The sequence below is a fragment of the Streptomyces sp. NPDC053493 genome (genome assembly GCF_044544825.1).
Taxonomy (GTDB): domain Bacteria; phylum Actinomycetota; class Actinomycetes; order Streptomycetales; family Streptomycetaceae; genus Streptomyces.
The window spans coordinates 1-24884 of the sequence record NZ_JBITXS010000022.1 but is presented as its reverse complement, the minus strand read 5'-3'; the positions used below and the strand labels follow the sequence as shown (position 1 = coordinate 24884).

Here is a 24884-nt window from a genome sequence, read left to right as displayed (position 1 = left end):
ATTCCGGAGTGATGGCCGCGCTCATCGCGGCAGGTGGCGCCTTGATCGGCGTGATTGTGGGGTGGGTCGGGCCGATCATCGCCGCCCGCACGCAGGCTCGCGCGGCCCACGCACAGGCGGACGCGGCTCTTGCTTCCGCCGAGCACGTTACCGCAGGTCAGCACCGTACCGTGATGGACCAGCAGGCCCGTCAGGCCCGTCGAGATGTCTACAGCCGGTTCCAAGAAGCGATCCTCGCTTTCGAGGGGGAGGCGGCTCGCGCTCGGCGGGACGGCACCGAGTGGGTGGGCGGCGATGGGCGGATGACCACCGCGGCCTTCGCCCAGGTGGTGGTCGAGGGTCCCGACGAGGTCGAACAGGCAGCCAAAGAAGTCAAGGTTGCGATGGGCGCGGTGCTGTACGCACACCACATAACCACCGTTGTCACCGAGGACCTCGCCAGACTGCACGAAGGTGACCCGACATGGGACGACCGCCAACGGGCCCTGGCGGGAAGGCTGATCTCCGCCTTGGCGGCCAATGAAACGGCATACCGCGCCGTGTCGTCATCGGTGGTAGGCGACTGCGACGACTGGTTCCAGTGGCGCTACGAGGTGACCGTCGGCCGCCTTCGGGCCCACCACACCGGACGGAATCTGCAGGTGGCATGGGAACGCGCTGGTCGCCCCATGCCACCAGCCGACTTGGCAGCCGCGTATGACGCAGCACTGACTCGTGCAGTGAACACGTTTGTGGAGGCCTCGCGAGAACTGCACTTCCGCTCCCCTGTTGACCTCCTGGCCCGCAGCGGGACGCTGGAGCAGGGCGCCACGCTTCAGTCCGTGGCAGCGGCGGGCCGTTTCGATCTAGCCAAGAGCGCGTTCCGCCTGGCTGCCCGCCGAGTACTGCACGCCGCCTGACCTGCCCTTTTCCGCTGACTGGTTCAGTCAACACCACCGTGCCCATCAGCCGGGAGCTGGCGACCGAGTCGCACGACGGCAGCTTCAGCCCCACCGCGGCCGAGCGCTACAAGGCCGGCTACGAGGCTCGGCCGGGTGTCTCGGACGTCCAGGTCGTCCCGGTGGACACGCTGCTCGCGCGTCCCCGCCGCCGGAGTGCATAACCTGGGGAGACCTGAGGGGGCCGATCTGGGCGAGGATCATGACACGGCTGCCGCAGTGCTCACTGTGTCACGGCGACTTGATCATGAGCGTGGTCATGCCCGAGAGCGATGCCGAGAGCTGGCCGCTCCGCCTGGAGCTGTGCGCGGCGTGCGATTCGGGCGATGTGGCCCGGCCCGCCGCAGGGATCCTGCTCCAGTTTTTCGCCGATGGCGCCGGCCGGGATGAGGCCCGCGCCGAAGAGGCGGCGTTCCTCGTCCTTGCGTGGATGCGGGAGTGCATGGCCGCTCACCGCCCGGGGCCCGGCCGGGACCGCGACTGACCCAGCTTCGGGATGCTGCTGACGCAGCGGATGATCGCGAGGGCTCGTTCCCGCGCTGCCCGCACAGAGGTCGGGTGTCTGGCTGCCGACGCGCCACGTAGGGCCGCGGCATTCGGGCCCCAAGCGGCCAGAAGGGGCTGGCGCCGTCCGGGGGCTGACCCTGCCGATCACTCGCTCTTTCGAAAGCACTGCGTGGCACCCAGCTTCGTCAACGCCTCTTGAACACCAGCCGCCACCTCATTGCGCTTTCGCAACCACACCTGCTCGGTCACGAGGACCTGCTCACCAGTGGTGAGACGTCTCATGGCATCTGCGTAGTCGGCGTCAATCCGGCTCAGCTCATCGAGTTTCTTCAGGGCCTGGTCCACGTCATCGCCGTGCCCCTCAGGCCGCTTGATGTCGTCGAACTGGTTCCTGACCTTGCGAAGGCTTCCAGCGATCTGCCCCACGTCACCCGCCGCCTTGTAGACCAAGCCCTGGAATTGCTCGGCCGGCATCGTGGTCGGCGCCGTTTCTGCTGCGATCAGGGAAGCCGTGGCCTGAGCGGTCGCCTGCGTTTCCGCGCTGTAGTTCTGATCGCAGATGCCATTAGCCTCTTCGGCCCAGTCCTCCAAGGTGAAGGGGGATTTAGGCCCAAAGCGGTCGAACAAAAGGAGTACTCCGCCCACGACGCCAGCGAGGCTCGCAGCTACTCCCAGCCACGTCGTGATACGTCGCCCGGCCCGGGGAGGGCTCTGCTCCCCGGTGCCGCTTTCACCTTGGTCCACAAGGCATGCATCCCAACAGGGCCCCTCAGAGATTCGGGTAGCACCGACAATTCGCTCGAACTGTCGACCTCGTGGCGCAAGGGGCGCCCTAAGGGCTGTCCCGCAAAAGCCTGAGATGCCCCAGCTGACGCCTGCAAGGCAGCCCGGGACATGATGACCCCGTGACGAACAGCCCACAGAGAGCCCCAGCCCGGATCCCGGGCTATGACGGCGGTCCCTTCCACCACCAGCCCGACCTTCTGGACGAGCACCTGTTCTGGATGGGCCACCTGCACAACTTCTACTCCGAAAGCGAGGCGGCCGAGGAGCTCGTACGCGACACGGACGACCGGGCCGCCGGAGTCCTGCAGTCCCAGCTGCTGGCAGGCGACTCCTGGCCCGTCTTCACGGTGCCGCTCCCCGGCGACCACTCCCTGTACGTGGTGTACCGCGCCTTCGAGGAGGACGAAGGCATCGACTATCTCGTGCACCACCCGGACTGGGATGCGGCCGAGCGTCTGGCTCAAGACGACGGGCACTTCATGGGCCCCGGCCTGTCCTGGGCCGAGCTGACTGCCGCTGCGGACAACCACTTGCCCGGCGGCAGCACCACCGATCCCCACGCCCGGCTGCTGCTTCTGCTACCCGCGTTCGGCGACGACAACGTGCCCGACGGAGCTGTCGAGCGCCTAACCGCAGCGCTGCGCGCCTGCACTCACATTGAGGCGCCCGAACGGCTTGCCGCGGCGCTTCTTGAGGATCAGGGGCCGTGCGGCCCCACGCACTGGACAACAGCCGAGGCCGGCTACCCGATCAACGATGGCGGCTACTCCTTCCGTAACCCCGCTAATCGTTTTGCCTGGTCGACCGCACGTCTTGCCCAGGTTGGCAGCGCACTGGCTTCCTGACAGCGGTCGAGGAGTACAGAGAAGATCAGCCCGCTGTGGCTTCGTAGGTGGCAACGGAGAACGTTTGTCGTGGAGTTTCGGCAGCAGAAGGTGATCAACTGGCTGCGGAATGTTGGTGAGAATCAGTAACACCCACCTCGGCGCCGTGTGTGTCAGCGGGCTCAGGAATGATGCTTCCGTTCGAGGCCGGTGGGAGGGGCTGTGGCGGAAGACGATCTGGGCGAGCTGATTTATCTGGCCGATCCGCCGGGGACGAGCGGTCACGTTGTCTCGCTGCGGGTGCTGGCGCGGCCGGCCCCAGGCGGGGATGTCTTGGACTGTGAGTTCGTCGTGGAGACCGAGACAGTCAAGGGCAGCTTCCCTGTCTATGTGACGTCCGATGACCTCGATGGCTGGGAAGAAGCTCTGGGAGCGCTTGCGGGGAATCGGTTCGTGTCGTGGCTGAACTCGGGACGGACCGTGCAGTTCAAGATCAAGCCGGTGAGTCCTGGTGTGATCGCGGTATCAGTCCATGACGGTCCGTCGTCACAGGTGACGGTCAGCGTGCCCCTCTTTCCGGCGACTGGCTGGATCGATGATCAGCGTGCGCGTCTCGAAGAGGTGCGGCGGTTGTTCTCTGGCTGACCGTCCTGTGCGGTGCTGCTCGGCGTGTTTGTCAGCCGGCTGCCTGGTTCGCGCGTGCTCGGGTGGTGGCGAGTCGGTAGGAGTCGGTGCCGGTTTCGATGATGTTGCCGCCGAAGGAGAGGCCTCCGCGTCCTTCGTAGGGTCCAGCCGCGGGCACGGACGCGAGCGGTGAAGCCGGCCACCCAGGTCTTCCGCAGCAGGGGCGCGGGCCGCTGCAGCAGTGGTGAGAAGCCTCGGTCCATCATGAACAGCGCGAGCTGGCCCGGGACGGCGAGGTGCTCGGAAACCGGTCTGGCGGCCGCGCGGGGAGGCGCGGACGGCCCGGTGACGGCGATGGTGCAGGCGCCGCCGCTGCTCGCGCGGCCCCGCGCTTGGCCTCGTACGGGCGATGTGGGGCGTGCGATCACGGTGCGGGTCTGCATAGCCTGAGGTCAGACCCCAGGGGGGCGTCCTGGAGGAGCCCGATGCCCCGCCCCATGTGGAACGGCGCGATCTCGTTCGGCCTGGTCACCGTGCCCATCAGCCTGGAGCCGGCGACCGAGTCGCACGACGTCCACTTCCGGCAGATCCACCTCGAGGACGGCGGCCGGATCCGCTACCAGAAGCGCTGCGAGATCGACGGCGAGATCCTCACCGAGGACCAGATCGGCAAGGCCTACGAGGTCACGAAGGACGACCTCGTCCCGATCACGGACGAGGACCTCGCCAACATGCCGCTGCCGACCGCCAAGGCCATCGAGATCGTGGCCTTCGTCGACGCCGCCTCGATCGACCCGACCTCCTACGGCGCCGGCGACTACTACGCACGCCCTTCCGGCCCCGTGGCGGCCAAGCCCTACAGCCTCCTGCGTCAGGCCCTCGCCCGCAACGAGAAGGTGGCCGTAGCGAAATACGCGCTGCGTGGCCGCGAGCGCCTGGGCCTGATGCGGCCGCTCGGCGAGGCGCTCGTGATCCAGGGCCTGCACTGGGGCGACGAGATCCGCTCACCCGCCGAGCTGGCCCCGCCCGAGACCGACATCAGCGAGCACGAGATCGAAGGCGCGCTCGCGCTGATGGAGACCATGAGCGTGGAGCACCTGGCCGACCTCGGCGACTTCCTGACCGACCACTACACCGAGGCCCTGGTCGAGGTCATCAGCGCTAAGGCCGAGCATCGGGAGGCGAAGCCGGTCGCGGGCGAGGAGCCGGAGGCCGCGCCGGTCGTCGACCTGATGGCCGCGCTCGAGGCGTCGGTGGCGAAGGCGAAGGAGTCCCGTGGCGAGACCGGCGGGCCGGCCACCGTGCACGAGATGCCGAAGCCGAAGAAGGCCGTGGCGAAGAAGACCGCCGCGGCGAAGAGGGCGCCCGCTAAGAAGACGGCGGCGAAGAAGACCGCTGCCTCCCGGCGGCGGAAATCCGCCTGATCGCTGGCCCATTTACGGCAGGGGCGTGTCCTGGCCGGCGCGCGGGAGTTGCTCGCTGTGTGGATACTGCTGAGCCGGTCGCAGGCGACTACCCGGATGACCCCCGGCTGCCCGTGCTGACTGCCACCGAAGCCCGGGCGGCAGTCGGCTACCTGCGATTGCTGGAGACGCTCGACCTGACCCCGCGTGGCCGGGCCGCGGGCGAGCTGGCTTCAGACCTCGCCCGCCGTATCTCCTCGGAGTAGCCCGGCGCACCCAGGTGTGACTGAGCGCGGTAGTTGGCCCCGACGGACAACTTCGATGCACAGAAAGCGAGCAGACGCGCGGGCGACGAGGCGTCGGCCACTCGTCGCTCAGGGCTTGGAGGCCCAGGGGTCGTCGCTGTACGGGTCGGGCTCATCCGGGTGGAGCATGCGACGGACGCAGCGCAGGAGCCCCGGCTCGTTGCCACCAACGGCGGCCATCCAGGGCAGGGCGTCCATGGTGCGGGCGCGTTCTTCAGTGGCTAGGACATCGACGGCTGTGTGCAGGGTGCCGGGGGCGGGTTCGTCGGTGAGGCAGAGCCAGCCGATCGCGGCAGCGAGGCGGACTTCGGGGGGCTGTGCCGGGTTCTGCCACAGCTCGCGGATCCACGCGGTGGCCGACCGGTGCGGGTGGGCGCGTGTTGTCTCTGCGGTGGCGAGGACCAACGCGGCCAGGACCATGGGGTCCTGCTCCTCGGCGAACCGGGTGGCAAGCGCGTCTCGGACCGTATGGCCGGCGTCGGCCGCGGTGGCGAGAGCGTAGGAGGCGTCGATGCGCATAGTGGGGTCGGAGTCTTCCAGGAGAGGCAGGAGCAAGGAGGTCCCCGCGGTGATCGCGGCCCGGGCGGCGGCCACCGACCAGCCTGCCGGGTAGCCGGTCACCTCGACGCCGTAGTCGTCGAGGGCCTCGTGCTGGGACCCGGAGCGGTGGAGAAGGAGTTCGTCGCGGGAGGCGACACCGAAGTAGCGGGCGCGGGCCGGGGCGGCGAGACCGCCGAGGGCGGCGGCGCGGTGTGGGTGGTGGGGGTCGGCTGCGATCCCGATCAGGACCGGTACGGCAAGAGCGACCGCGGCCCTGCTGTCGTCGGCGCACATACCAAACAGCACGCGCATCGCGTTACGTGCGCACCCGTCTCCAGCCCGCAGCAGGCGCACGGCCTCCCGGGCCCTCTCCCCGTCAGGGAAGTTCCCCCAGGGAAGGGCGTCGAAGACGGCCCCGTCAAAGCTCCCAGGCTCGATCGCCGCCACCACAGCGCGGATGTCGAACGGGCCTCCCACGAACGAGGCCAGATCCGCCCCGGCTACCAGAGCCCGGCACATCGAGAACGTCGGATTGGTCCGCCAGTCCCCCACACCACACCGTCCCATTCCGCCGCCATCGAATGCACAGAGATTCGATCATGGGCAATCCGGACCACTCGAAGCCGCCCGGCAGCCAGGGGCGCCGCACGCCGCAACCATCCCCAACATAGAAACCCCCGCTCAGCGCGTCCGTGCCGCATGCTCGCAGGCCACCTGGCACGCACACGGGCCAACCAGCGTGCACAAGGGCCAACTATCGCGCTCAGTCACACCAGGCGGCGCGCATCAGCCGAGGATTCCGAGTTCGGTCTCGGGCCGGCAGATCTCGCACCCGCGGGTGATGCCTTCGGCCAGCAGGCGGCGGGCCTCGTCTTGGCTGATCCGGTCGGTGTTCTTTCCCGCCATGGCGCAGTCGCCGATGTGGACGGCGGCCGGGACGCGGCGGCCGCGCTCGCGCAGGTAGGAGATGACCCAGCCCGGCCCTTCGGGCAGCACGCGCACGGGCCGCATCGCGGCGTCGCGCTTCTCGACCTCCGTGATCTTCAGCTGGATGTCGCGCAGGATGATCAGTGCCAGCCGCTCCAGGATCCGTAGCTGGGGGAGATTGTCGGGCAGGTCGAGCACCGCGCGCTCACGCCGGCGTGAGCGGCGCGGCCTCGGCGGCGGGCTTCTTCTGCAGGGCCGGCGCGAGGGCCTGGTGCTTCTGGCAGAGCGGGTTGCCGCCCGGCCCGTAGCGGTGGCAGTCGGCCTGGCAGATCGCGCACTGGCCGAGGAATTCCGGCGGGCACATCTGCGGCGGGAGGTTCCGGGAGGCGGGGGCGACGGGGCTGGTCATGGCGGGCGGCTTCCTCGGGCGGGCGCGTGGTCGGCAGCGCCAGGGTAGAACTTGCGTTCCCATCCTGTGACGCGGCACGACGTGCGCCGGAATTCGAACATGTGTTTCCATCATGTCATGGCGCGCACTTCCTTCCCACCCGACCTCGTCACCGCCCAGACCTGCTGGATCGCCGTCTACGAGCAGCTCGCCCGCACCGGCCCGGCCCGCACGACCGCGCTCCGCCGCCGCCTGATCCGTCTGTCGGCCGAGGTGTACTTCCACCCGTATTGGGCGCGCTCGGCGGCCGGCGGCCGCGCGGAGCTGTTGCGCGCCGCCCGCACCGTGCAGGCCCACCGGGAGGTGACTGCGGCATGAGCCGCCCACACGAAGACCGGGACTGCGTGATCTGGCATGTGCGGTGCCGGCCGGACACCGCCCCGGACGACCACCGCCGGATCCTGGAGCTCCTCGGCGAATACACCCCGCTCGTGCAGCCGCTGCCGCCGCTCGCCGGCCTCGCGCAGCTGACCGGCACTACGGCGCTGTTCGGCTTGGACCCGGGTGAGCTCGCCCAGCGCGCCCGCGTCCAGGCGATCGCCCGCTACGGCATCGACCTGCACATCGGTGTCGCCGACACCTGGGCGACCGCCGCGACCGCCTCCGCCCGCACCGGCCCCGCCGGCGTGCTTCACCTGCCCAACCACCGCGCGGTCGAGACCTTCCTCGCCCCGCTCCCAGTCGACGCCCTCTACGGCATCGGCCCGGCCCAGGCCGCCACCCTGCGCCGCTACGGCCTGCACACCGTCGGCGCGCTCGCCGCGATGGACGAGTCCGTCGTCTGCCGCCTCCTCGGCGGCAAAGCCGGCCGAACCCTGCGCGCCCGGGCCCGCGGAATCGACCCGCGCACCGTCACCGCCGCGCGGATGCCGCAGTCGACCAGCGCCTCCCACTCCTTCACCATCGACACCATCGACCCGGTCCGCGTCCGCGCCGCGCTCCTCGACCTGATCGTCACCCTCGCCGGCCGGATCCGCGGCCGCGAGCAGACCGCCCGCGCCCTCACCCTCGCCGTCGCTCTCGCCGGCGGCGGCACCGTCGAACGCACCCGGGCGCTCCCCGCGCCGTCCGCGCACACCGAAGACCTGCGCAGCGCCGCTTTCCGGATCCTCGACGCCATGGCGTTCGAACGCGGCCGGATCCGCCGCCTCACCCTGATCGCCGAGGACCTCCGCCCGGCCGACGAAGGCCCCGGCACACAGCTCACCCTCGACCCCGTCCGCGAGAACGCGCTCCGGCTCGAGCCGGTCCTCGACCGCATCAACACCAAGTACGGCAACGGACGGCGGCTCGCCGGGCCCGCCGGCGCCTACCTGAAAGCCAGCTGACGAACCACGACAGCGGCTGGGGCGTGGACCCCGGCTGGAACCGGCGACGCCGGGACCCGGAATGGGGCACGGCCGCCAACGTGGCCTGACGCCGGCACCACACCCGAGGGCCCGCTTCCGCAGCACGGGAGCGGGCCCTCGGCGGCTCTCGCCGTGGAGGAGGTGATCCGCCTCCTGAGGCGGGTCGGCCTGACGCTGCTGCTGGTGCTCAGGCGGCTAGGGTCTGGGCGCGGCCGATGAACGCGGAGATGGCGGGTTCCTTCTGCCAGGGCTTGAGGGCCGCGGCGAAGCTGCGAAGGTAGCCGTGGGCCCGGGTGGAGGACACCTCGCGCAGGACGGTGAGGGCGCGCTCGCCGACGGCGAGGCTTCGTTCCAGGTCTCCGGCCTGTAAGTGGCTGCTGGCGAGGACGGAGAGCCGGATGCCGACAGCGCGGGTGAAGCGGTCCGAGGGCATGACCTCGGCCTGCTCGTTCCACGCGAACGCGGCACGGTGTTGCCCAAGGTCGCGGTGAATCTCCGTGGCGTCGGCGGCGAGCCGGGCGTGCGTGAAGTACGACAGCCACTGCGGGTCGGCATCGGGGCGGACCTGGTCGAGCAGGGTCTCGGAGCAAGCGAGTGCCGCGCCGGCCGCTTTGGAGTCCCCAGCCCGCCCGTGGGCGCGCGCTTCGGCCAGCTTGGCGAAGGCCAGAACGCGCGGGGCCGCGGTCTTGCGGGCACGCTCGTAGGCTCCTCCGGCCATGTCCGCGGCGCGCTCCGGGTAGCCGCGGAGCATGGTCTGCAACGACATCGTGGTCAGTACGTACGCGCCGGCTTGCACGTCGCCGGCTGCCCGGGCCAGGCTCAGCGCCTGGACGAAGTGCTGCTGTGCCGCTTCGTGCTGGCCGATGTCGAAGGCGGACCAGCCCACCACCCGGGACAGCTCGGCGGTCGCCGCCAGCAGCTGCTTGCCGATCGCCTTCGAGTAGCTGCCCGACAGCAAGGGAGCGGCCCGCAGCCGCAGGCACTCGGTGACGGAGCTGGACTTCCAGTTGCCGCCGCCGAACCGGGAGTCCCACTTCTGCGCTTCGGCGGCGGCCTGCCATAGCTCGTCGAGGTCGGCGCGGCCGACCCGGCGGATTTGCTGGTGAAGAGGGGTGGCATGGGCGGGCTGGGTGAGCCACCGGGTGACGGGCGTCGTGAACGCGGAGGCGGCGAAGCCGTTGCGGAGGAACTTTCGGCGGTCCACGGTTCTCCAGTAGGTCGCGTCGACGCGGATGGCATGGATGGGTCGCGGGGGAAATCCAATCTCATGTCTCTCGTGGCGTTGAGGGTCGAACATGACGATTTCCTGGACCGTGACCGTTCTGCCGAGGCGTTCTCCCAGCGCAGCCGCTAGGAAGCCGGGCACAGGGACTCGGGGAGTCATGCTGAGATTCACCCCATTGGCGATGTAGGGTGCGTCGTCTCTGCGGCGTCTGGAGCGATCTGGTGGACCTGGTGGGCGAGCGAGCTACTCGCCGCTGGGCGCCGGAGGGCTCGATGAGACGAGCGAATCAGTGCTCCACCCTGGCTCCCCGGGTACGCCGCGCGGGCCCGCTGCCGGAGGTGCAGGGCCCACCAGCTCTGGTTGGCGGGCCCTGTCGTGTCAGCAGCCGTAGGTGGTTCCGTTGGTGGCTGTGTTCCAGTTGCAGGTGCTGATGCTCCCGGTGGAGGTGTTGTCGTCGCGGCTGCCGGGCTTCTTCAGCCGCAGGTCCGGGTTCTTGGTGGTGCTGGTGTTCGGCAGGACGTGGCGGGCGTAGCCGCGGTAGATGTGGTGGTTGCCGCTGCTGTCGCGGTAGTTACGGCCGCTGCCGGTGTGGACGTAGGCCTTGGCCCCGGCCGGCAGGTAGTACGTGGGCAGGGCACGGCCGTAGGTGTTGGTGGTGATGTCCGGGATGTAGCCGCTGGTGTTGACTGTGCGGCTGGTGACGTTCTTGATGACGAAGTACTCGCCGTTCAGGTTCAGCTGGGTGGTGCCGCTGACGTCGGCTCCCGCGGCGTTCGGCCGCACTTGGGTGATCATCAGAGCGCCGGTGGTGGAGGCTGCCTGGCTCGGTGTGGCCAGGGCGAGCATGCCGAGTGCGGCGGACGTGATTGCGGCGATGCGTACGGTACGGCTCATCAAGAACCTTTCGGAAAAAGGGGGCGGCGGCGGAGGAGTGCGATCGTCGCACCGGCGGCCTGCCGGATATGTGGAAAGTGTGACGTTGGCGAGGGTCACGCGAAGCACCAGCGAGTTGGCATCAGAGGTCAGCCCGGACGCCGGATGTCCGCGTGCACCCTCGCTCGCACGCCGGCCTCGCCCGGCACACGCCACAGCGGCGTCACGCCTGAGGTGGCCCACTTGTGCTGGAGCCCTTCCATCACCGCGCGCACCGTCCCCTCGTCAGCGGCGATGATGTCCAGGACGACCAGACCTGGTTCGCCGATGTGCTCCTCATCGATCTGCATGCTCCCAACGACGGCAGTCCGCGCTCGCTGGTTCGCCAGGTCGTGAGAAGCATCCGTACGGGTGAAGCAGCATCCCGGCTGCTCATGCTGAGACGCCGCGCTCGAGGTCGTACTCTCCGCGGCACCTCGCGGGTCCCCGTGCCCGCTCGCCCCGTCCCGTGCCGGCGGCGCCAAGGCCGGGGTTTGCCCGCAACGCTCCGAGCCGCTGGATGCATTACCCCGCCCTCCTGCTCAGTTCGGACAGCGCCGCGCCCCTGACTTTCACTGGTGCACGAACGGGGTCGGACACGGCTGGCGCGGCATCTGTGTTGTCCGCTCGGGGATGGTCGGATGCCGCAGACCGTACTGATGTGGTCGGAGGAGGTGCCGTCGCGCACTCGGGAGCCGCCTCGCGACTCGCAGCGGGATGCATGTCGTCGGCGAGCAGGTTGGCGAGGAGAATCCCGGTGGCGCGCTGGCTGAGGCTGCGCGCGGCGGCGACGAGACGCTTGTGCTGTCCGGCCGGCAGGGACAGGGCGACGCTGGAGGCTCGGCCGGGCAGCCCGAGCGAGTAGGCCACGCACAGCGTCGACTCCGAGTACTCCAGGAGGTCGAACTGGGCTGAGTGCGGGCCGGGGGCGTCGAGCTCCTCGATCAGAGCACGGCGGCTGGTGATCGTCCGTTCGGTGAGTGCGACGGAGGGATAGCGGGTGAGATGGTCCATCCGTCCGTGGAAGTCAAGCTGGGCCAGCAGGCTTTTGCCTACCGCGCTCGCGTGGGCTGTGTCGCTGAACGGCGCCCACTCTTCGACGGGCGGAGCGGTGGTGCTGAAGGCGGATTGCCTGATGGTGATCTCGCCGTCGGTGTAGGTGCTGATGTAGACAGCGGCATCCAGTTCGTCGCGCAGCGCGCCGAGTGTGTCCTTGAGCAAGGTCTGATCCGGGTCGTTGCCGGTGGCGAGGATCATCAGGGGACCAGGGAAGTGCACGGTGTCCCGGGATTGGACGAAGCCCTCCTTGGCGAGCCAGTGAAGCATCCTCGCGGCGACGTCCAATGGAATTCGGGCCCGGCGGGCGAGGGCTCTGGTGTCGATGCCGTCCGAGGTGTGGATGAGCATCAGCATGTCTCGGGCTCGCTGGGTGAGTTGCCAGCGGGCAGGAACGACAGCAGGGGTATTGCTGTGGCGGGCCATGTCGGTGAGGATCGCGGGCCGTAGCGCGCTCGCCGACCAGGGCGGTTCGCTGCCGCTCAGGCCGCGCGCCGGGGCCGCAGAAGGGGACGGCGGCTGAAGGTCCGGCACGTCAAGGGCCAGCCCTCCGATCAGGGCGGTCAGTCGTGGCCGTTCCAGATCGGGCTCGGCCTGTGGCCGCGGGGTCGGCCCGTAGGTCGTGGGCAGCACGGGGGCTGGGACGAGGACCAGTCCCGGCTTGGGAGGCCTGCCGTCGACGTCGGGCTGTTCGGGGCCGGGCTTGTCCGGCGGGGTGGGCTGGGGGCCGGGCGGCGCCGGAATGCGCGGGATGCCCGACACGGCCGGGCGATGTGTCGCGGACAGCTGGTGGCGGATCTCGTCGAGGAACAGCGGATCCTCCGCGGGCGCCCCGCCCTCTGCGCCCGTGGGGTGCGCGCCGGTGCCGTTGAGCAGGCGCAGGGCGTCGCCGTGGCCGTGCCGGGCGGCCTCCTCGACAAGGAACCATGCCTCGTCTCGCCACTCGCCGCTCGCCCTGAGGACGACGACAGCGAGGCGGAAGAGGGCACCGGGGTGTCCGGCTGCGGCGGCCTCTCCGAGAAGGTCGGCCGCGGTTGCCAGCTCACCTCGCAGGAGAGCCTTGGAGCCGAGCCGGTACAGCGAGTTCGCGCGGGCCCGCTGCTCGCTGTCGAGCTTGTACGTGTCCGTCAGGGGACCCAAGTTGCCTTGGGGACGGTCCCAGAAGTCCGGCGGCCCGGAGAGCCGGGTCACGAGCGTCAGCAGCTCAGCCGGCCCTTCGAGCACCGGGCGTCCGCCGCTGTCCTCGTTGAGGCTCACATCCGTCACCTGTCCTTCCCCCCGCGTTGCGTCTTCTTTCGATGGCTGTCTCGGATGTGCGCGCTGAGTCGGTCGCGCAGTTCGGACACGGCCATGTGCCGGTCCTTTTGGACCCGATCGGTAGTTATGCCCAGGGTCTCGGCGATTTGCGCATCGCTCAGTCCCTGGCTCTGGAACTGGACGACCTTGCGGTGCCGCGTCAGCGGCATGGCGTCGATCTGAGGAAGGACCAGCTCCTCCATCGGCTCGATGGCTTCGAAGGGCTGCCCCTGCCCAGGCACGGCCGGCAGCAGTTCCGCGTCGTCCAGCTGTGCGACGCGGTTCTGAGCCTTCACCACGTCCGTCGCCAGATTCCTCGAGGCCGCCCGCAGATATGCGGGAAGGTTGGTGTCCGGGCCGAGCTCACCGGACAGAACCTTGGCCGCGACCTTCATGTACGCCTCGTGAGCCACGTCCCGGCAGACGTGCCGCGTCAGCTTGCCGCCGAACTTCTTGCGCAAGATCAGCGTCTCCGCCGCCAGGAAGGTCTCATAGCAGTCGACCAGGCGCTGGGCGAGGTCTGGCTCCGACTCCTGGGAAGCCTCACCCGCTACCACCGACCGTGCTCCTTCACCCGCGGCAGCAGCTTCCCGCTCTCGCTCACGCGCACGATCACCGAAGACGGGCCCGGCGCAGGCGTGGCGACGCCGACCTGGACGGTGATTCCGGGCGCGCGGGTCACTGAGGCGTCGGCACATGCGGGGCAGGCGTCGCCTTCGCGGTGGGGCGCCGTGGACACCGAGCGCTGCCGCCGGTCCCAGTACACCTGCACCACGACGGCCGCGATCTGCACACCGGCCGCGGCGGCCGGGACGAGGCCGGCCCAGTCCATGGACCACGTCATGTGAGTCGTTCTCCGGTTTCGCTCTGGAGGCAGCGCGTGGGATGCGCGCCTTTCGCCTCCTTGACGTCCCAGCCCTCCCACTTCTCCCATCGAGATCAGCAACCTCCGAAGTTGTCAGACGAGAGGTCGCTCGTGATCGAGTCCGATCGGTGGCAGCTCTAGATCCGTTCGAGTTACGGCCGCCAAGGCGGGCTTCGTTCCAGGCTGGCCTGCAGGTGCGGCGAGCCCAAGAGGCAGATGCCGACAACGCGGGTGAAGCGGTCGGAGGGTGAGACCGTGCCCTCACGATCCGGACAGCCCCCGAGAGGAATCGGCGTCTTAGAACTCCTAACGGAATGACCCGGTTGGCGTCTTCACGGGCCTGGGCGGACGTGGCCGCTGACCACCCAGAGCTTGTAGTCCCAGCCGTTGTTGGGCATGAACCGCTGCACAACGACGGGCCGGCCGGACCAGCGGGCCGAAAGTGCGCGAAGCCTGCGCGGCCGAAGCCGTTTGTTTCAGGAAGACCTCGAAGTCCGCGCCTGCCTCCACCTCGGCCCGGGCTGCGCGGGCAGATTCGCCGCTGTCTTGGGACCGTGCTGGTTGCAGGGTGTCTCGGTTCATGCGATCAGTTCGCCGGGCCGGCCAAGGACACTGGTCGAACGTCGCCCGCGGGCTGCTCTATGCCGTGCCCCGCGGCACCGCATGATCCTTAGGAGTCGACACAATCCTTGATGATCACGCGGTGGCTGTTGCCGCTCTCACCCAGGCTCCAGCGCAGGCCGCGAAGTCGGGGACCAGGCGTGCCCCTTCGGACCGGGGCAGCAGCCGGCTCAGTAGCCGACGGTGAACCGGCGCTGGACGAAGCGAGGCAGCTCCGCCTCGTCTACCAGGGCGACCGCGGCGTCCTCCGCCGAGATCCGGCTCAGGCCGTCGGCGTCCAGGACGGGCTGGTCGCCGCCGATGCGGAAGCGGCCGGTGCGCTCCCCGGGGGCGATCTGCTCGGCGGGGCTGAAGTAGGTCCAGAGCCGATTCGAGGCGCGCAGGACGTTCAGCGCCTCCCGGTGGCCGCGTACGGCGACGGCGTACTGGCGGGGCAGGCCGAGTCCGTCGAGAGAGGCGTGGATGAGTTCCTCGTGGTCGGCGTGGACGACGCCCGGCTCGATCTCCAGGCTGCCGGCGCCGCCGATGACGATCAGCCGGGTGCGGGGGTGGCTCTCCAGGGCCTTGAGCAAGGCCTGGGCGGCAACCGCATAGACGGTAGGGTCCTCGATCGAGCGCCGGACGGTGTCGGCGAAGTCCTTCGCCGCGTTCCCGGGCTGGAAACCACTGATCAGTACGTCCAAGCCAGGCAGGACAGCGCCGATGCTCGCGGCGTCCAGAACGTCGACGCTTGCCCAGCGGAGGTTCTCCCGCTGGCTGGTGATCCCGGAAGCGTCCCGGCTGAACGCCGTGACGTGGTGTCCGCGCTGGAGGGCCTCGGTGACGACCCGGCTCCCGATGGTGCCGGTGGCTCCGATGACGCCAATCTGCATGCGTTCTCCCCTTGATTCATGCCGTGGTCATGCCGAATGGTGGCGCGGGACCAAGCAGCCTCACGCCGTATAAAAACTATACAGCGTGAAGTTTTTGCACGGCAATCAGTGCAGTGACGCTGTAGAGTGAGCCCGTGGCAGGCACCCCAAACACCGGACGACGCGAGCGACTGCGCGCCGAGACGACCGCCGAGATCAAGCGCACGGCACTGGAGTTGATGCGATCAGGTGGCCCCGACGCGATCACTCTGCGAGCGATCGCCCGCGAGATGGGCATGACCGCCAACGCCATCTACGGCTACTTCGCCACCCGCGACGACCTGGTCACCGTCCTCATCGCGGACGTCTACACCGCGCTCGCCGACGCCGTCGACGCTGCCTGGGCCGCCTCCGCCCAGGGCACTCCGGCGGAGCGCATACGGGCCTGGGCGCACGCCTTCCGCGACTGGACGCTGGCAAACCCCGAAGGCTTCCGGCTGATCTACGGCGACCCCGTCCCTGGCTACCAGGCCCCAGACGGCGGCGCCGCGCCGGACGCCGCCCGGCGGGTCTGTGTCGGCATCGCCGCGCTGGCAGACACGGCCTGGGACGGCGCCGAACAGGTGTATGGGGACAGCGACTTCGGCTGGGACGACTTCGACCCCGGCCTGCTCGACAAGGTCCGCCCGGCGTTCCCTGCGCTACCGCCGGCCGGGGTGGCCCTGGCGCTGCGGATCTGGGGGCACCTGCACGGCCTGGTCGCGCTGGAGGTCTACGGCCACCTGCGTGCCCAGACGCCCTCGCCGGACAAGCTCTTCTACGCCGAACTCACCCAGCTGGTCAGATCGTTGGGGCTCGACGCCTAGCACCTCAGTGCCAGAGATCCGCCACCTGCTTGGTGGCCTGCTGACCCCGACGAACACGTTCCCGGGCGGCAGCCTGCTGCACTGGTCGAACTGGCGCAGGCAACACCAGGCCACCGCCCGCCGCAGCCATGTGCCTGTTGGGTGCGGAGCGTGACCCGGCCGGGCGACCGCCCGGCCGATCAGCTCCGACGATGGCATCGGCGTACATCTCTGAACGCACTGCGACCCGCTGGGCGGCCGGGTCGGGAGGGTGACGAGGGGGCGTGGCGGAGGTCACGCGGCCATTCGTGGGTGCTGGTCACTGCCGGGGGCCTGTGCGGTGACGAGGAGCGTGCCGAGCGCGGCCGGGTCCGGGTTCGGCAGGACCTCGGCCCGGATCGACGTGAAGCCGTGGCGCTTGAGCAGGTCCGTCCACTGCTCGGCCGTGTACTGCCAGCGCAGGACCCTCAGCTCGGACTCGCGCCCCTCCAGCCACTTCCCGCCCATCTCCTGGGCCCCGTACTGGCCGATGACTGGTTCGCGGTGGGAGAAGCCGAACATGCCGCCCTGGGCGAGGCGGGCGGTGATGCGGGGGAACAGCTCCTCGGGGTCGGTGAACCAGACGGCTCCCCAGGTCGAGTAGATCGCGTCGAACCGGCGGTCCTCCTGGTCGAGCCAGTCGCACGCCTCGGCGTGGACGAAGGTGAGCCGCGGTTCGCCGTCCCAGAAGCGGCGGGCCCGCTCGACCTGGACGGCGGAGAAATCGACGGCGGTTACCTCGACCCCGGCGCGGGCGAGGAAGGCGGCGTTCTCGCCTTCGGCCGGCCCCAGGTCCAGGGCCGTGACCGGGGTGCCGAGGAGTTCGGCTCCGGGGCCGTGGCCGGGAAGGCCGGTCCAGTCGAAAGCCCCGGCCGCAGGCCGGGGCTGGTCTCCCTCCCCTCGATAGGGCTTGTACTTGTCCCAGTACTCGGCCGGGGTGGTCGGGGCGGCGCTGAGCATGAAGAGTCCTCCGGGGACGCGTGCCGGACGGTGGAGCCCGCCAAGCTACTCGCGTCTTCCCGCGTGTCGTGGGCCAATCCGAGCGGTGCCGCTCGAACGGGGTGCCCGGAGGCGCGTGACGCGCCCCCGGGCGATGGGTGCCGACCTTACGGCTCAATGGCAGTTGGAGCCCGGGGAGCACGGACCGCACTTGGCGTAGTCCGCCTCCCACAGCTTCCAGTCGACCTCGAAGCCGTTGCCGGCGATGATCTGCGCGGTCCGCTCGACCGAGCCGTCGTACTTGAACGCGATCTCCGGGATGTGCTCCAGGAACTTGCCGCCGAAGTTCGCGGCGCAGAACTCGCGGTAGTTGCGGGTGTCAAGGATGAACACGTGGCAGGCGATGTCGACGATCCGCCCGCAGCACATCTCCAGGCCCTCGCCCCACTTCTCCATCGCGGTGATGAAGTACGACACCGCCGCGTGGAGCAGGCGGGTCGCCATCACCTCGTCGAAGGGGTAGTCCCGCATGAGCAGGGCGATCTCGCGGTCCCACACCTCCGGCTTGACGTAGGCGCGGGGGTCGCGGAACTCGGGGGCCTGACCGGCCTCCGGCTCGATGGCCAGCAGGGTCATGGTGGTGCTCCTCTCGATCGTTTCGAGTGGTGCAGGCGGGGCGGGCCTAACCCTTCGGAGAACGGGGGATCTCCGCCGGACCCGCCCCTTTTCGCCGGTCACCTGTCCATGTGGCAGACCGGCGAGCTCAAGGGGGCCGCGTCAGTCCAGGAGGCTGGCGGCCGTCTTCTCCAGCAGGGCCGCGCTGGCGGCTGTGTCGTGGCTCAGAGCAAGGGACTGGCGCGGCAGGGCGGAGAGCTGGTCGACGAGGACGGGGTGGCTGCCGCTGAGTGGCAGGAGGCCAAAGACGTCGGGGTAGCGGTCCTCGGTGCCGGCGGTGAAGAAGTCCGCCTCCGTCAGGCCGCGGGGCTCGTCGACGAGGCGGGCCTCGGCGCCGGGCACGATCTGCGGGAACAGGACGGCGGCCGCCGTGCCTTCGGTGGCGAGCCGCATCCCGAGCCACGTGTCGAGCTGGTCGGGGAAGAACTGCGGCTTCATCTCCTTGCCGCTCGACCGCCACAGCGGCTCTCGGCGGCCCGCCAGGAGCGCGTCGGTGACCCGCTGGTCCTGGGTGGGGTGCATCATCTCCCCGGCTCGCAGGCGGTCGGCTACGGACTCGAAGAGGCCGAGGGCGTCGAGGAGGCCGAAGCCGAACGCGGCGGCCGACGGCCACGGCAGGACCCGCACCCGGCCGTTCTCGACGCGGGCGAAGATGCGGTCGTTGGCGAGGAGACGCCACCCGAACCGCGCGAGGAGGATCGCCGTGGTGGTCTTGCCCGCGCCCTTGTCGCCGAGCGTCAGCAGGGTCGCCCCGTCGTCGCGGGTGACGGCGGAGGCGTGCAGGATCTGCCAGCCCTCGACGAGGAGCATCCCGCGTACGAGCTCACGGGCCAGGCGGGACGCGGCCGTCGCGACGGCGGTCTCCCCAGAGCCCGCGATCCGCAGGCGGCGGACCGAGGGGTCCCACCGGTAGGCGAGGTCGCCGTCGGGCTGCACGGCCGTCACGGTGCCGTCCTCGGCGCGGGCGTGGAGCATCAAGGCCCCGGCGTACTCGACCTCGGTCGGCTGCTGCTGGGAGACGTCGGCCGCGATCTGCACGAACTCCTCCGGGGCGACGTCCGCCGACACGACCGGCCCGGAGACGGGCGGCTCGGCGGTGGCCGCGTTCCACCACGAGCCGAAGTAGCGGGCCGCCCAGTCGGTCACGGCCTTCGAGCGGCTGGTGACGGTGACGGCTTGGCCGTCGGCCGTGGCGATGCGGGTGGCGGTGCGGTCGGACATCAGGATCGGGTCTCCTTGATCTGGTCGTACGCGGCGTTGAGCTTGGCGGCGGCGGCCTGCAGGTGCACGGCCTCGCCGGAGTCGAGCGGCGGAAGGCACACGGTCGGGGTGCCGGCGGCGAACCGCAACGGCATTCCGTACCAGTCGCCCCGCCACGGGGCGGACAGTTCGATCACTCCATCGGTCAAGCCGAGGGCGTGTCGGAGGGCGGCGTAGGCGGCCCCGGCGGGGCCGGTCCGTACCCTGCCGATGCCCTCGTTAATGCGCCGGGGGCGGCCGCGCAGCTCGTCGCGGACCTGCTGCAGCGGCACGGGGACCGGCTGCCCGTTGACGGTGGTCGAGGACGCACAGATCACCGCGTTGTCGCCGTGCTCGCCGACCACATGGCCGTGCACGGCCGCCACGGGGACGTTCAGGAGGCGGGCGAGGGTGAGCCGGTAGCGGGCGGTGTCGGTGTTGGAGCCGACGCCGAAGACGCGGCCGCAGCCGGATACCTCGGCGAACAGGCGGGTCATGACGTCGACCGGGTTCGTCACCATGACCACCACCCCTTGGTAGCCGGTGAACCGGCGGGCGATGGCGGCGATCAGCGGCGCGTTCGCGTGCAGGCCGGCCATCCGCACGTCGCTGGTCTGCGTGTTGGTGAACACCGCGCGGGGGCACACCACGATCGCGTCGCAGCCGCCCATGACCGAGGGGGCGGCGTGGATCGCCCGGAGGGGTGAGCCGGTGACCTGCCCCATGTCCTCCAGATCGGTGACCAGGGAGGCCGCGGTGCGGCCGGAGCCGGAGGCGACCATGATCGTGTCGCACCAGCCGGAGGCGGCGAGCATCGTGCCGACGGTCTGCCCGACGGCCCCGGCCCCGATGAGTCCGATGGTCGTCACGACAGGGCCGCCTTCGCCGCGTTGTCCAGGCACAGCCGCCACACACTGCGGGCGTCCCGGTAGGAGGTCAGCGCGGCCGTCGAGCGGTCGAGCATGTCGCACACCTGGCGGGCCCGGCTGACGGCGGCCGCCGCGTGCGGGGCCAGCGGCAGGCCCGGCGGGGCCGACAGGTAGGTGGACAGGATGTTCGTGGTGTCCATCAGCCACATCACCGTGAGCTGCCGCAGCCACACGTCCCGCCCGGCCCTGTCGGAGCGGGCCGTCATCGCCGCGCCGAACGCGGCCACCCCGCCGAGCACCGCGCGGACGTCCCGGGCGGCCGGAGGCTGGGTGATCAGGTTCAGCACGAGGCGGGAAACCAGCTTGGCCGGGTCACCGGCGGGCCGGCCGCGCATCAGGCCGGGGTCGAGGAACACCGGACGCCCGTCACCGTCGGGGAACACCGCGTGCTCGGGCTTCAAGTCGCCGAACACGACGGCCCTGGTCGGAGGAGCAGCGACGCGTTGCGCCAGACGCAGGCGCGTGACGACCGTCGTCAGCGTCACGGCATGGTCAGTCTGTCGCAAATACGTGCCGCCCGAGAGGCCGTTGAACTTCCTGAGGAACGTCGCGGTGATCGACCGCTCCCGGATCTCCGTCCTCTCCACGCGGGCCGCCACCCCGCGCTGACCGAGCCCCTGGGCGACCTCGTCGACGACCAGGCCGAGCAGGTCAGCCGTGCGGTCCGGCTCCTTGCCGATGAGGTCGGCCAGCGTCGGCCCGTGGGCGGGCTCGGTGAACAGCACACCCCGCTCGTAGCCGGCGGCGTCCGGGACACGGAGGCCCGCCACGCCGCGCAGGGTGCGGAGCTGGTCGCGCTCACGCTCCAGCAGCGCGCCGGGCGAGGTGACGTACACGGCCTGCTTCTGCAGGACCTCGGGCCACTCGCCGCAGGCGCCGCGCAGCAGCGACACCAGGGAGACGCCGAGGACGGACAGCTTCGCGAACAGCGGGCGGCCGTCGACGTCGACCTGCTGAACGTAGCTCGTCACCGACGGCACCACCGGGCCTAAGGCGACCTTGGCGCGCGGCCACAAGCCGTGGGCGGCCTGCTCGACCTGCCCGGCCGCGTACGCGAACACGGCCTCCGGATCGGGCCTCATCACGCCTGCCACCCGCTCACGTCGGCGTCCGGAACACTCGCCGCCACAGCGGGCTCGTCCAGGCCGTCGACGGCGACGGCCGCGACGGTTCCGAACCCGACCGCGGTGCCGATCGCCCAGATCCAGCCAAGAATGGCATCCAGGCCGGGGACGTGTAAGCGCATGGCTCTCCTCCTCCAAGGGTGCACGGATGGCTGCCGCCAGGGCCGGGAGCTGGAACAGAAACCCCCGGGCCCGGCGGCGTTCGCCCATTCAACGGCCGGGGCACACAAGAAGAGAGGGGCCAGGAAGGGGGCCATTTCCTTGGCACGGGGCCACGTTGGAGGGCCAGGATGGAATCTCCACCGACTCGTGCGGGAGGGGCGGACCATGATGTGCCCGGACGGCATCGGCGCGTTACTCCGGAGGCTCCGGAAGGACGCCGGCCGGACCCAGCAAGACCAGGCTCAAGTGTTGGAGGCCGCCCAGGGCGGCCGGTGGTTCGACCCGGAGAGGCTGAAGCGGTGGGAGAACGACAAACGCATCCCCACCTCGGAATCCTGGGAGCTGATCGCCAACGCCTACGGGATCACGGTCGAAGACGTACGCCGTGCCGTACTCGCCTCGCGGCAGTACCGGCGTAGCCATGGCAAGGAGAACGAGGACGTGAACCGAAGGCGCTTCATAGAAGTAGCCGCCGTGGCGGCGGGAATTTCCGTCCTGCCCGGCATTGCGCAGGCCCGCGAGGGCATCGACGGCGGCCTGAAGGGTGCAGGCAGCGGCGACCTGGACTACCTGGAGTCCGCGTTCGAACGGCACCGTGGCGGCTACCACGGCCGTTCCCCTGACGCCGTGCTCGCCGAGATGCACGGCGACCTCGACCTCCTCGGCCAGGTCCTCAACCGGCCCCACCCGGCGAAAGACCGCGCGGACCTCGCCCGTACGACGGCGGGGATCGCCGGGCTCGTCGCGATCGTCCAGCACGACCGGGGCGACCAGCGCGACGCGTTCCGCTGGTTCTACACTGCCGAGCAAGCCGCCCGCGAGTCCGGCGACCGCCGGATGACCGCCTGGGTCCTGGCCCGGCACGCGATGGTGCCGCTCAACTACGGGGCCCCCGAGGTCGCCGCCAGGATCGCCGCCAAGGCCCGGCGGGAGGCCGGCGAGGCACCGACCGCCGCTGCCGCGCTGTCGGCCGCCGTCACGGCCCGGTCCCTCGCCGCGATCGGCGACACCGAGGGAGCCGAGGCCGCGGTGCGCGACGTGCGGGACCTCGCCGACCGGCTCGACGGCCAGGAGGCCGCCGACACGTGGTTCGGCTACCCGGGGCAGAAGCACTTCGTGCACCTGTCCCAAGCATTCACGCTCCTCGGCGACACCACGGCCGCCTACGACGCGCAGGACGACGCGCTCGACCTCACCACCTCGCCGTCGGTGATGACGAGGGCCCTGATCGCCATGGACATCGCCGCGTGCCTACGCATGGACGGCGACCCGACGGAGGCCGCCGACATGGCGGCCTCCGTGTACGCTCAGCTGCCGCCCAGCTACCGGCAGGGGCTCGTCAAGTCCCGCGCGGAGACGTTGCTGCAGCGGCTCGATGGGCGGCCCAACGCCTACCTTCGGAGCGCGATCACCGACTCCTGAAACGTCGGGATGGGCTGGAGCAGGGCCGAGGAGGCGTCGGCCTACGCGGCAGACCTGGCGGACAGCATGAGGCTGATCTGGTTCGACGTGCAGAGGACCGACTCAGGACCTGAGCGTGGCCAATCGCTGCTATCCGAGCAGGGCTGGTCTATGCAGACGAAGGCGAGGAGGGCGCTCGGCCGCGCGTGGGCAGCGACGGTGGAGGCCAGCAGCCGGCCCCATACGCCCAGTGCAGCCCTGCCGATCACCTCAACGAGCAGCCAAGACCGCGCAATGTGAGGTGAATACCCCTGGCGCGCGGCGGCGGGCATACTCGACGCATGGCCGACATCGAGATCCCGGACAGTACCAAGGCCGCCCTCCAGGCGCTGGCCGACGACGCTGGCGTGCCGCTGGGCGACTACCTCGCCCGCGTTGCCGAGGAGAAGGAGCGTGAACGCGCGCTTGCGATCGGCGCCGAGGAGTTCCGCCGTGTGATCGCCGACCCAGCGACCGTCGCTGCCTTCGACGAGGCTTTCGGTGGACCTGCCCCGGCTCAGCATGCTCCGCGGGCGGCCTGACCCGTGCCTGCCGAGTTCTACATCGACTATCGCTGGATCTTGGAGCGTCAGGAGGATCTCGGCGGCGATCTAGCCGTCAACGACTTCTCGATCCTGGTTGGTATGGCCGCTCGCCACAAGGTCGATCCGCCCCGGTACGACCAGGACCGCCCTGACGCCTTCTGGCGGGCCGCTGTCCTGTTGGAGGAATGCGTGGTCCTCCGCCCGCTCCCCCACCGAAACGAACTGCTCGGACACGCGCTCGTCCTCGCGTACCTGAAGATGCACGGCCTGACCGTGGACACCAAGTTCGAGCTCTGGCGAGACCTGATCATGGATGTCCGCCTGCTGCGCTTGGACTCCTTTGCTATCGCCGAGCGTCTGCGCTCCTGGCAGATCATCTAGGGCGAGCATTCGGCCGTGCCAACGGGCGGCCCCGGCGAGGTCAGCGTGTCGGCCGCAATGAGGACGCCGATCAGTCCGGCGAGATCGGCCGGCCGGGGCCCGCGACTCAGAGGCCACTAAACGTGGCAACAGGACGGCGCTGCCCAGCCAGGGAGCAGCGCTGGCCGAACGGCTCTAAAACAATGATCGCAATAGAGGCGCTTCCTCTATGCGGACTTATCGGGGAACCCTGGGGACTCACCATCAGTGATCAGTTCGAAAAGCTGAATCAAGTACCGATAGGTCGATGTCAACCCATCAATTCGCACAAAGTAAGACCGATCTGAGTGCTTGAATACCTTACGTCCGGTCACCTTCCAGGTGTCATCGGAATAATTATTCACCACCTTCAGGAGTTGCCCTTCCGCAAACGCGGCATCCCCTTCAAAGCTTTCGATCGAGCGAATAGTTGCCCGATTGCTCGACCCGTCTCCGGAAAGGACGGCGACGATTTCCCATTGAGCCACGATCGATTTCCTCTGCTTCCCCAAGTAGGGGCCCCGTACAGGGGCCCCTACGTTGCCTAGAATCCTGCCTCAGCAGAATGAAGAGTGATTGCAGTTACCCTTCAGTCCGCTGATTTTCGCTACCTACCTCTTCCTCCACTTCTTCCAGCGCTTCCAGGCGAGTTGACCAGCCTTGATGGGCCCCCTGCCGAGGCCGTAACCAAACCCGATCAGCCCTCCCATCGTTCCGTAGGTACCGATGTAGGAGCCGCAGTTCGGGAACCTGTGGGCGCGCTTGCATCGGTACGCCCCGTAGGCCGATCCGAGAAATGCTCCGCGCGCGGTGTATGCGCGCATGTAGTCGACGGCCTTCCAGCGATTGTTTTTGAGCCATCGAATTTCACCGCCAGCCCATCGCGCACCGCGCTTGAAACCAGACCAGCCACGATTCCATCCGTTTCGGACACGTCCCCAGATCTTCCAGTTACGGGCCCTGCCGAGCTTGCTCCACCAGGCTTGTCCGTTGAGGTCGTATTGGTTGATGGGGTCGCCGGGGTAGCCGTAGCGGTTGTCTCCGCCTCCGTAGACGGGGTCGGTGGACAGG

At 69.7% G+C, this 24884-nt stretch carries 31 protein-coding genes and 1 pseudogene; 12 read left to right on the top strand and 20 right to left on the bottom strand.

Annotation, left to right across the window (positions count from 1 at the left end; genetic code table 11):
* The first annotated feature begins 11 nt into the window (after window positions 1–11).
* From ACIGO8_RS33420 to ACIGO8_RS33410, 3 genes are read left to right on the top strand one after another with little or no spacing between them, the layout of a single operon-like run.
* Window positions 12–899, top strand: a complete 888-nt coding sequence (locus ACIGO8_RS33420; protein ID WP_399738619.1) for a hypothetical protein — start codon at window positions 12–14, stop codon at window positions 897–899.
* Window positions 900–937: 38 nt separating this feature from the next.
* Window positions 938–1102 carry a hypothetical protein gene (locus tag ACIGO8_RS33415; protein WP_399738616.1) on the top strand — a complete coding sequence of 55 codons (165 nt, stop codon included), beginning with the start codon at window positions 938–940 and terminating at the stop codon, window positions 1100–1102.
* 38 nt (window positions 1103–1140) lie between these two features.
* Window positions 1141–1422 carry a DUF6300 family protein gene (locus ACIGO8_RS33410; RefSeq protein ID WP_399738612.1) on the top strand — a complete coding sequence of 94 codons (282 nt, stop codon included), beginning with the start codon at window positions 1141–1143 and terminating at the stop codon, window positions 1420–1422.
* Window positions 1423–1589: 167 nt separating this feature from the next.
* On the opposite strand, the gene ACIGO8_RS33405 is transcribed toward ACIGO8_RS33410, so the two are convergent.
* Complete coding sequence (locus tag ACIGO8_RS33405) at window positions 1590–2090, bottom strand: hypothetical protein (protein WP_399738609.1); 501 nt, start codon at window positions 2088–2090, stop codon at window positions 1590–1592.
* Between the two features lie 260 nt (window positions 2091–2350).
* Between ACIGO8_RS33405 and ACIGO8_RS33400 the strand changes: the two genes are divergently transcribed.
* Together ACIGO8_RS33400 and ACIGO8_RS33395 are read left to right on the top strand one after the other, a co-directional pair.
* Complete coding sequence (locus tag ACIGO8_RS33400) at window positions 2351–3076, top strand: hypothetical protein (RefSeq protein ID WP_399738607.1); 726 nt, start codon at window positions 2351–2353, stop codon at window positions 3074–3076.
* Between the two features lie 201 nt (window positions 3077–3277).
* Window positions 3278–3700 (top strand): DUF5959 family protein, encoded by a 423-nt coding sequence (locus tag ACIGO8_RS33395; RefSeq protein ID WP_399738603.1) that lies wholly within the window; start codon window positions 3278–3280, stop codon window positions 3698–3700.
* Window positions 3701–3731: 31 nt separating this feature from the next.
* Here the strand turns inward: ACIGO8_RS33395 and ACIGO8_RS33390 are convergent.
* Window positions 3732–3821: pseudogene (locus ACIGO8_RS33390) on the bottom strand (AAA family ATPase); the annotation flags it as partial.
* 343 nt (window positions 3822–4164) lie between these two features.
* Between ACIGO8_RS33390 and ACIGO8_RS33385 the strand changes: the two are divergent.
* Complete coding sequence (locus tag ACIGO8_RS33385) at window positions 4165–5103, top strand: Ku protein (protein ID WP_399738600.1); 939 nt, start codon at window positions 4165–4167, stop codon at window positions 5101–5103.
* Between the two features lie 353 nt (window positions 5104–5456).
* Here the strand turns inward: ACIGO8_RS33385 and ACIGO8_RS33380 are convergent, their stop codons facing one another.
* The 3 genes from ACIGO8_RS33380 to ACIGO8_RS33370 form a co-directional block, all read right to left on the bottom strand.
* On the bottom strand, window positions 5457–6233 hold the full coding sequence (locus ACIGO8_RS33380) for a hypothetical protein (protein ID WP_399738597.1): 777 nt from the start codon (window positions 6231–6233) through the stop codon (window positions 5457–5459).
* A 480-nt stretch (window positions 6234–6713) separates the two neighbouring features.
* Window positions 6714–7052: a DUF6233 domain-containing protein gene (locus ACIGO8_RS33375; RefSeq protein ID WP_399738594.1), complete on the bottom strand. Its 339-nt coding sequence runs from the start codon at window positions 7050–7052 to the stop codon at window positions 6714–6716.
* A 7-nt stretch (window positions 7053–7059) separates the two neighbouring features.
* Complete coding sequence (locus ACIGO8_RS33370; RefSeq protein ID WP_399738591.1) at window positions 7060–7263, bottom strand: hypothetical protein; 204 nt, start codon at window positions 7261–7263, stop codon at window positions 7060–7062.
* A gap of 117 nt (window positions 7264–7380) precedes the next feature.
* On the opposite strand from ACIGO8_RS33370, the gene ACIGO8_RS33365 reads away from it, so the two are divergent.
* Window positions 7381–7620: a hypothetical protein gene (locus tag ACIGO8_RS33365; RefSeq protein ID WP_399738587.1), complete on the top strand. Its 240-nt coding sequence runs from the start codon at window positions 7381–7383 to the stop codon at window positions 7618–7620.
* A complete protein-coding gene (locus ACIGO8_RS33360; RefSeq protein WP_399738584.1) occupies window positions 7617–8630 on the top strand; it encodes a hypothetical protein in 1014 nt (337 codons plus the stop codon). The genes ACIGO8_RS33365 and ACIGO8_RS33360 overlap by 4 nt, the downstream gene beginning before the upstream one ends.
* 208 nt (window positions 8631–8838) lie before the next feature.
* On the opposite strand, the gene ACIGO8_RS33355 is transcribed toward ACIGO8_RS33360, so the two are convergent.
* The 7 genes from ACIGO8_RS33355 to ACIGO8_RS33325 form a co-directional block, all read right to left on the bottom strand.
* The gene (locus ACIGO8_RS33355; RefSeq protein ID WP_399738581.1) at window positions 8839–9855 is read right to left on the bottom strand and encodes a sporulation protein; all 1017 of its coding nucleotides are present in this window, start codon (window positions 9853–9855) and stop codon (window positions 8839–8841) included.
* Window positions 9856–10254: 399 nt separating this feature from the next.
* Window positions 10255–10770, bottom strand: coding sequence for a hypothetical protein (locus tag ACIGO8_RS33350; RefSeq protein WP_399738578.1), 516 nt, complete (start codon window positions 10768–10770; stop codon window positions 10255–10257).
* A 128-nt stretch (window positions 10771–10898) separates the two neighbouring features.
* Complete coding sequence (locus ACIGO8_RS33345) at window positions 10899–11099, bottom strand: DUF6207 family protein (RefSeq protein WP_399738575.1); 201 nt, start codon at window positions 11097–11099, stop codon at window positions 10899–10901.
* Between the two features lie 214 nt (window positions 11100–11313).
* A complete protein-coding gene (locus tag ACIGO8_RS33340; protein ID WP_399738571.1) occupies window positions 11314–13101 on the bottom strand; it encodes an IclR family transcriptional regulator C-terminal domain-containing protein in 1788 nt (595 codons plus the stop codon).
* Between the two features lie 5 nt (window positions 13102–13106).
* Window positions 13107–13697, bottom strand: a complete 591-nt coding sequence (locus ACIGO8_RS33335; RefSeq protein ID WP_399738568.1) for an RNA polymerase sigma factor — start codon at window positions 13695–13697, stop codon at window positions 13107–13109.
* Window positions 13691–13984, bottom strand: a complete 294-nt coding sequence (locus tag ACIGO8_RS33330; RefSeq protein ID WP_399738565.1) for a hypothetical protein — start codon at window positions 13982–13984, stop codon at window positions 13691–13693. The genes ACIGO8_RS33335 and ACIGO8_RS33330 overlap by 7 nt, the downstream gene beginning before the upstream one ends.
* Window positions 13985–14796: 812 nt before the next feature.
* Window positions 14797–15498, bottom strand: coding sequence for an NAD(P)-dependent oxidoreductase (locus ACIGO8_RS33325; RefSeq protein WP_399738562.1), 702 nt, complete (start codon window positions 15496–15498; stop codon window positions 14797–14799).
* A 134-nt stretch (window positions 15499–15632) separates the two neighbouring features.
* Here ACIGO8_RS33325 and ACIGO8_RS33320 point away from each other — a divergent pair, with 134 nt between their 5' ends.
* Entirely contained in the window at window positions 15633–16343 is a 711-nt protein-coding gene (locus ACIGO8_RS33320; protein ID WP_399738559.1) for a TetR/AcrR family transcriptional regulator, read from the top strand.
* Between the two features lie 273 nt (window positions 16344–16616).
* Here the strand turns inward: ACIGO8_RS33320 and ACIGO8_RS33315 are convergent, their stop codons facing one another.
* The 6 genes from ACIGO8_RS33315 to ACIGO8_RS33290 all read right to left on the bottom strand — a co-directional run bounded on the left by ACIGO8_RS33315 (window position 16617) and on the right by ACIGO8_RS33290 (window position 21389).
* The gene (locus tag ACIGO8_RS33315) at window positions 16617–17321 is read right to left on the bottom strand and encodes a class I SAM-dependent methyltransferase (RefSeq protein WP_399738556.1); all 705 of its coding nucleotides are present in this window, start codon (window positions 17319–17321) and stop codon (window positions 16617–16619) included.
* 153 nt (window positions 17322–17474) lie between these two features.
* Window positions 17475–17936 carry a hypothetical protein gene (locus tag ACIGO8_RS33310; RefSeq protein ID WP_399738551.1) on the bottom strand — a complete coding sequence of 154 codons (462 nt, stop codon included), beginning with the start codon at window positions 17934–17936 and terminating at the stop codon, window positions 17475–17477.
* Window positions 17937–18077: 141 nt separating this feature from the next.
* Complete coding sequence (locus ACIGO8_RS33305; protein ID WP_399738548.1) at window positions 18078–19196, bottom strand: hypothetical protein; 1119 nt, start codon at window positions 19194–19196, stop codon at window positions 18078–18080.
* Window positions 19196–20083: a 2-dehydropantoate 2-reductase N-terminal domain-containing protein gene (locus ACIGO8_RS33300; protein WP_399738545.1), complete on the bottom strand. Its 888-nt coding sequence runs from the start codon at window positions 20081–20083 to the stop codon at window positions 19196–19198. The genes ACIGO8_RS33305 and ACIGO8_RS33300 overlap by 1 nt, the downstream gene beginning before the upstream one ends.
* Window positions 20080–21225, bottom strand: coding sequence for a hypothetical protein (locus ACIGO8_RS33295; protein ID WP_399738543.1), 1146 nt, complete (start codon window positions 21223–21225; stop codon window positions 20080–20082). The genes ACIGO8_RS33300 and ACIGO8_RS33295 overlap by 4 nt, the downstream gene beginning before the upstream one ends.
* The gene (locus tag ACIGO8_RS33290; protein ID WP_399738540.1) at window positions 21225–21389 is read right to left on the bottom strand and encodes a hypothetical protein; all 165 of its coding nucleotides are present in this window, start codon (window positions 21387–21389) and stop codon (window positions 21225–21227) included. The genes ACIGO8_RS33295 and ACIGO8_RS33290 overlap by 1 nt, the downstream gene beginning before the upstream one ends.
* Before the next feature lie 205 nt (window positions 21390–21594).
* Between ACIGO8_RS33290 and ACIGO8_RS33285 the strand changes: the two genes are divergently transcribed.
* The 3 genes from ACIGO8_RS33285 to ACIGO8_RS33275 all read left to right on the top strand — a co-directional run bounded on the left by ACIGO8_RS33285 (window position 21595) and on the right by ACIGO8_RS33275 (window position 23795).
* Window positions 21595–22851, top strand: coding sequence for a helix-turn-helix domain-containing protein (locus tag ACIGO8_RS33285; RefSeq protein ID WP_399738536.1), 1257 nt, complete (start codon window positions 21595–21597; stop codon window positions 22849–22851).
* 320 nt (window positions 22852–23171) lie between these two features.
* On the top strand, window positions 23172–23411 hold the full coding sequence (locus ACIGO8_RS33280) for an antitoxin MazE7 (RefSeq protein ID WP_399738533.1): 240 nt from the start codon (window positions 23172–23174) through the stop codon (window positions 23409–23411).
* A gap of 3 nt (window positions 23412–23414) precedes the next feature.
* Window positions 23415–23795 carry a toxin Doc gene (locus ACIGO8_RS33275; RefSeq protein WP_399738530.1) on the top strand — a complete coding sequence of 127 codons (381 nt, stop codon included), beginning with the start codon at window positions 23415–23417 and terminating at the stop codon, window positions 23793–23795.
* 206 nt (window positions 23796–24001) lie between these two features.
* Here ACIGO8_RS33275 and ACIGO8_RS33270 read toward each other — a convergent pair whose 3' ends face one another.
* Both ACIGO8_RS33270 and ACIGO8_RS33265 read right to left on the bottom strand, forming a co-directional pair.
* Complete coding sequence (locus ACIGO8_RS33270; RefSeq protein ID WP_399738527.1) at window positions 24002–24301, bottom strand: hypothetical protein; 300 nt, start codon at window positions 24299–24301, stop codon at window positions 24002–24004.
* Between the two features lie 123 nt (window positions 24302–24424).
* A partial coding sequence (locus tag ACIGO8_RS33265; protein ID WP_399738524.1) for a hypothetical protein occupies window positions 24425–24884 on the bottom strand: 460 nt, incomplete at its 5' end.

Coding starts and splice junctions, on each gene's coding strand:
- ACIGO8_RS33420 (WP_399738619.1), top strand. CDS start 12: ATGGCCGCGCTCATCGCGGCAGGTGGCGCCTTGATCGGCGTGATTGTG.
- ACIGO8_RS33410 (WP_399738612.1), top strand. CDS start 1,141: ATGACACGGCTGCCGCAGTGCTCACTGTGTCACGGCGACTTGATCATG.
- ACIGO8_RS33385 (WP_399738600.1), top strand. CDS start 4,165: ATGCCCCGCCCCATGTGGAACGGCGCGATCTCGTTCGGCCTGGTCACC.
- ACIGO8_RS33370 (WP_399738591.1), bottom strand. CDS start 7,263: ATGACCAGCCCCGTCGCCCCCGCCTCCCGGAACCTCCCGCCGCAGATG.
- ACIGO8_RS33365 (WP_399738587.1), top strand. CDS start 7,381: ATGGCGCGCACTTCCTTCCCACCCGACCTCGTCACCGCCCAGACCTGC.
- ACIGO8_RS33360 (WP_399738584.1), top strand. CDS start 7,617: ATGAGCCGCCCACACGAAGACCGGGACTGCGTGATCTGGCATGTGCGG.
- ACIGO8_RS33350 (WP_399738578.1), bottom strand. CDS start 10,770: ATGAGCCGTACCGTACGCATCGCCGCAATCACGTCCGCCGCACTCGGC.
- ACIGO8_RS33345 (WP_399738575.1), bottom strand. CDS start 11,099: ATGCAGATCGATGAGGAGCACATCGGCGAACCAGGTCTGGTCGTCCTG.
- ACIGO8_RS33330 (WP_399738565.1), bottom strand. CDS start 13,984: ATGACGTGGTCCATGGACTGGGCCGGCCTCGTCCCGGCCGCCGCGGCC.
- ACIGO8_RS33325 (WP_399738562.1), bottom strand. CDS start 15,498: ATGCAGATTGGCGTCATCGGAGCCACCGGCACCATCGGGAGCCGGGTC.
- ACIGO8_RS33315 (WP_399738556.1), bottom strand. CDS start 17,321: ATGCTCAGCGCCGCCCCGACCACCCCGGCCGAGTACTGGGACAAGTAC.
- ACIGO8_RS33310 (WP_399738551.1), bottom strand. CDS start 17,936: ATGACCCTGCTGGCCATCGAGCCGGAGGCCGGTCAGGCCCCCGAGTTC.
- ACIGO8_RS33305 (WP_399738548.1), bottom strand. CDS start 19,196: ATGTCCGACCGCACCGCCACCCGCATCGCCACGGCCGACGGCCAAGCC.
- ACIGO8_RS33295 (WP_399738543.1), bottom strand. CDS start 21,225: ATGAGGCCCGATCCGGAGGCCGTGTTCGCGTACGCGGCCGGGCAGGTC.
- ACIGO8_RS33290 (WP_399738540.1), bottom strand. CDS start 21,389: ATGCGCTTACACGTCCCCGGCCTGGATGCCATTCTTGGCTGGATCTGG.
- ACIGO8_RS33285 (WP_399738536.1), top strand. CDS start 21,595: ATGATGTGCCCGGACGGCATCGGCGCGTTACTCCGGAGGCTCCGGAAG.
- ACIGO8_RS33280 (WP_399738533.1), top strand. CDS start 23,172: ATGGCCGACATCGAGATCCCGGACAGTACCAAGGCCGCCCTCCAGGCG.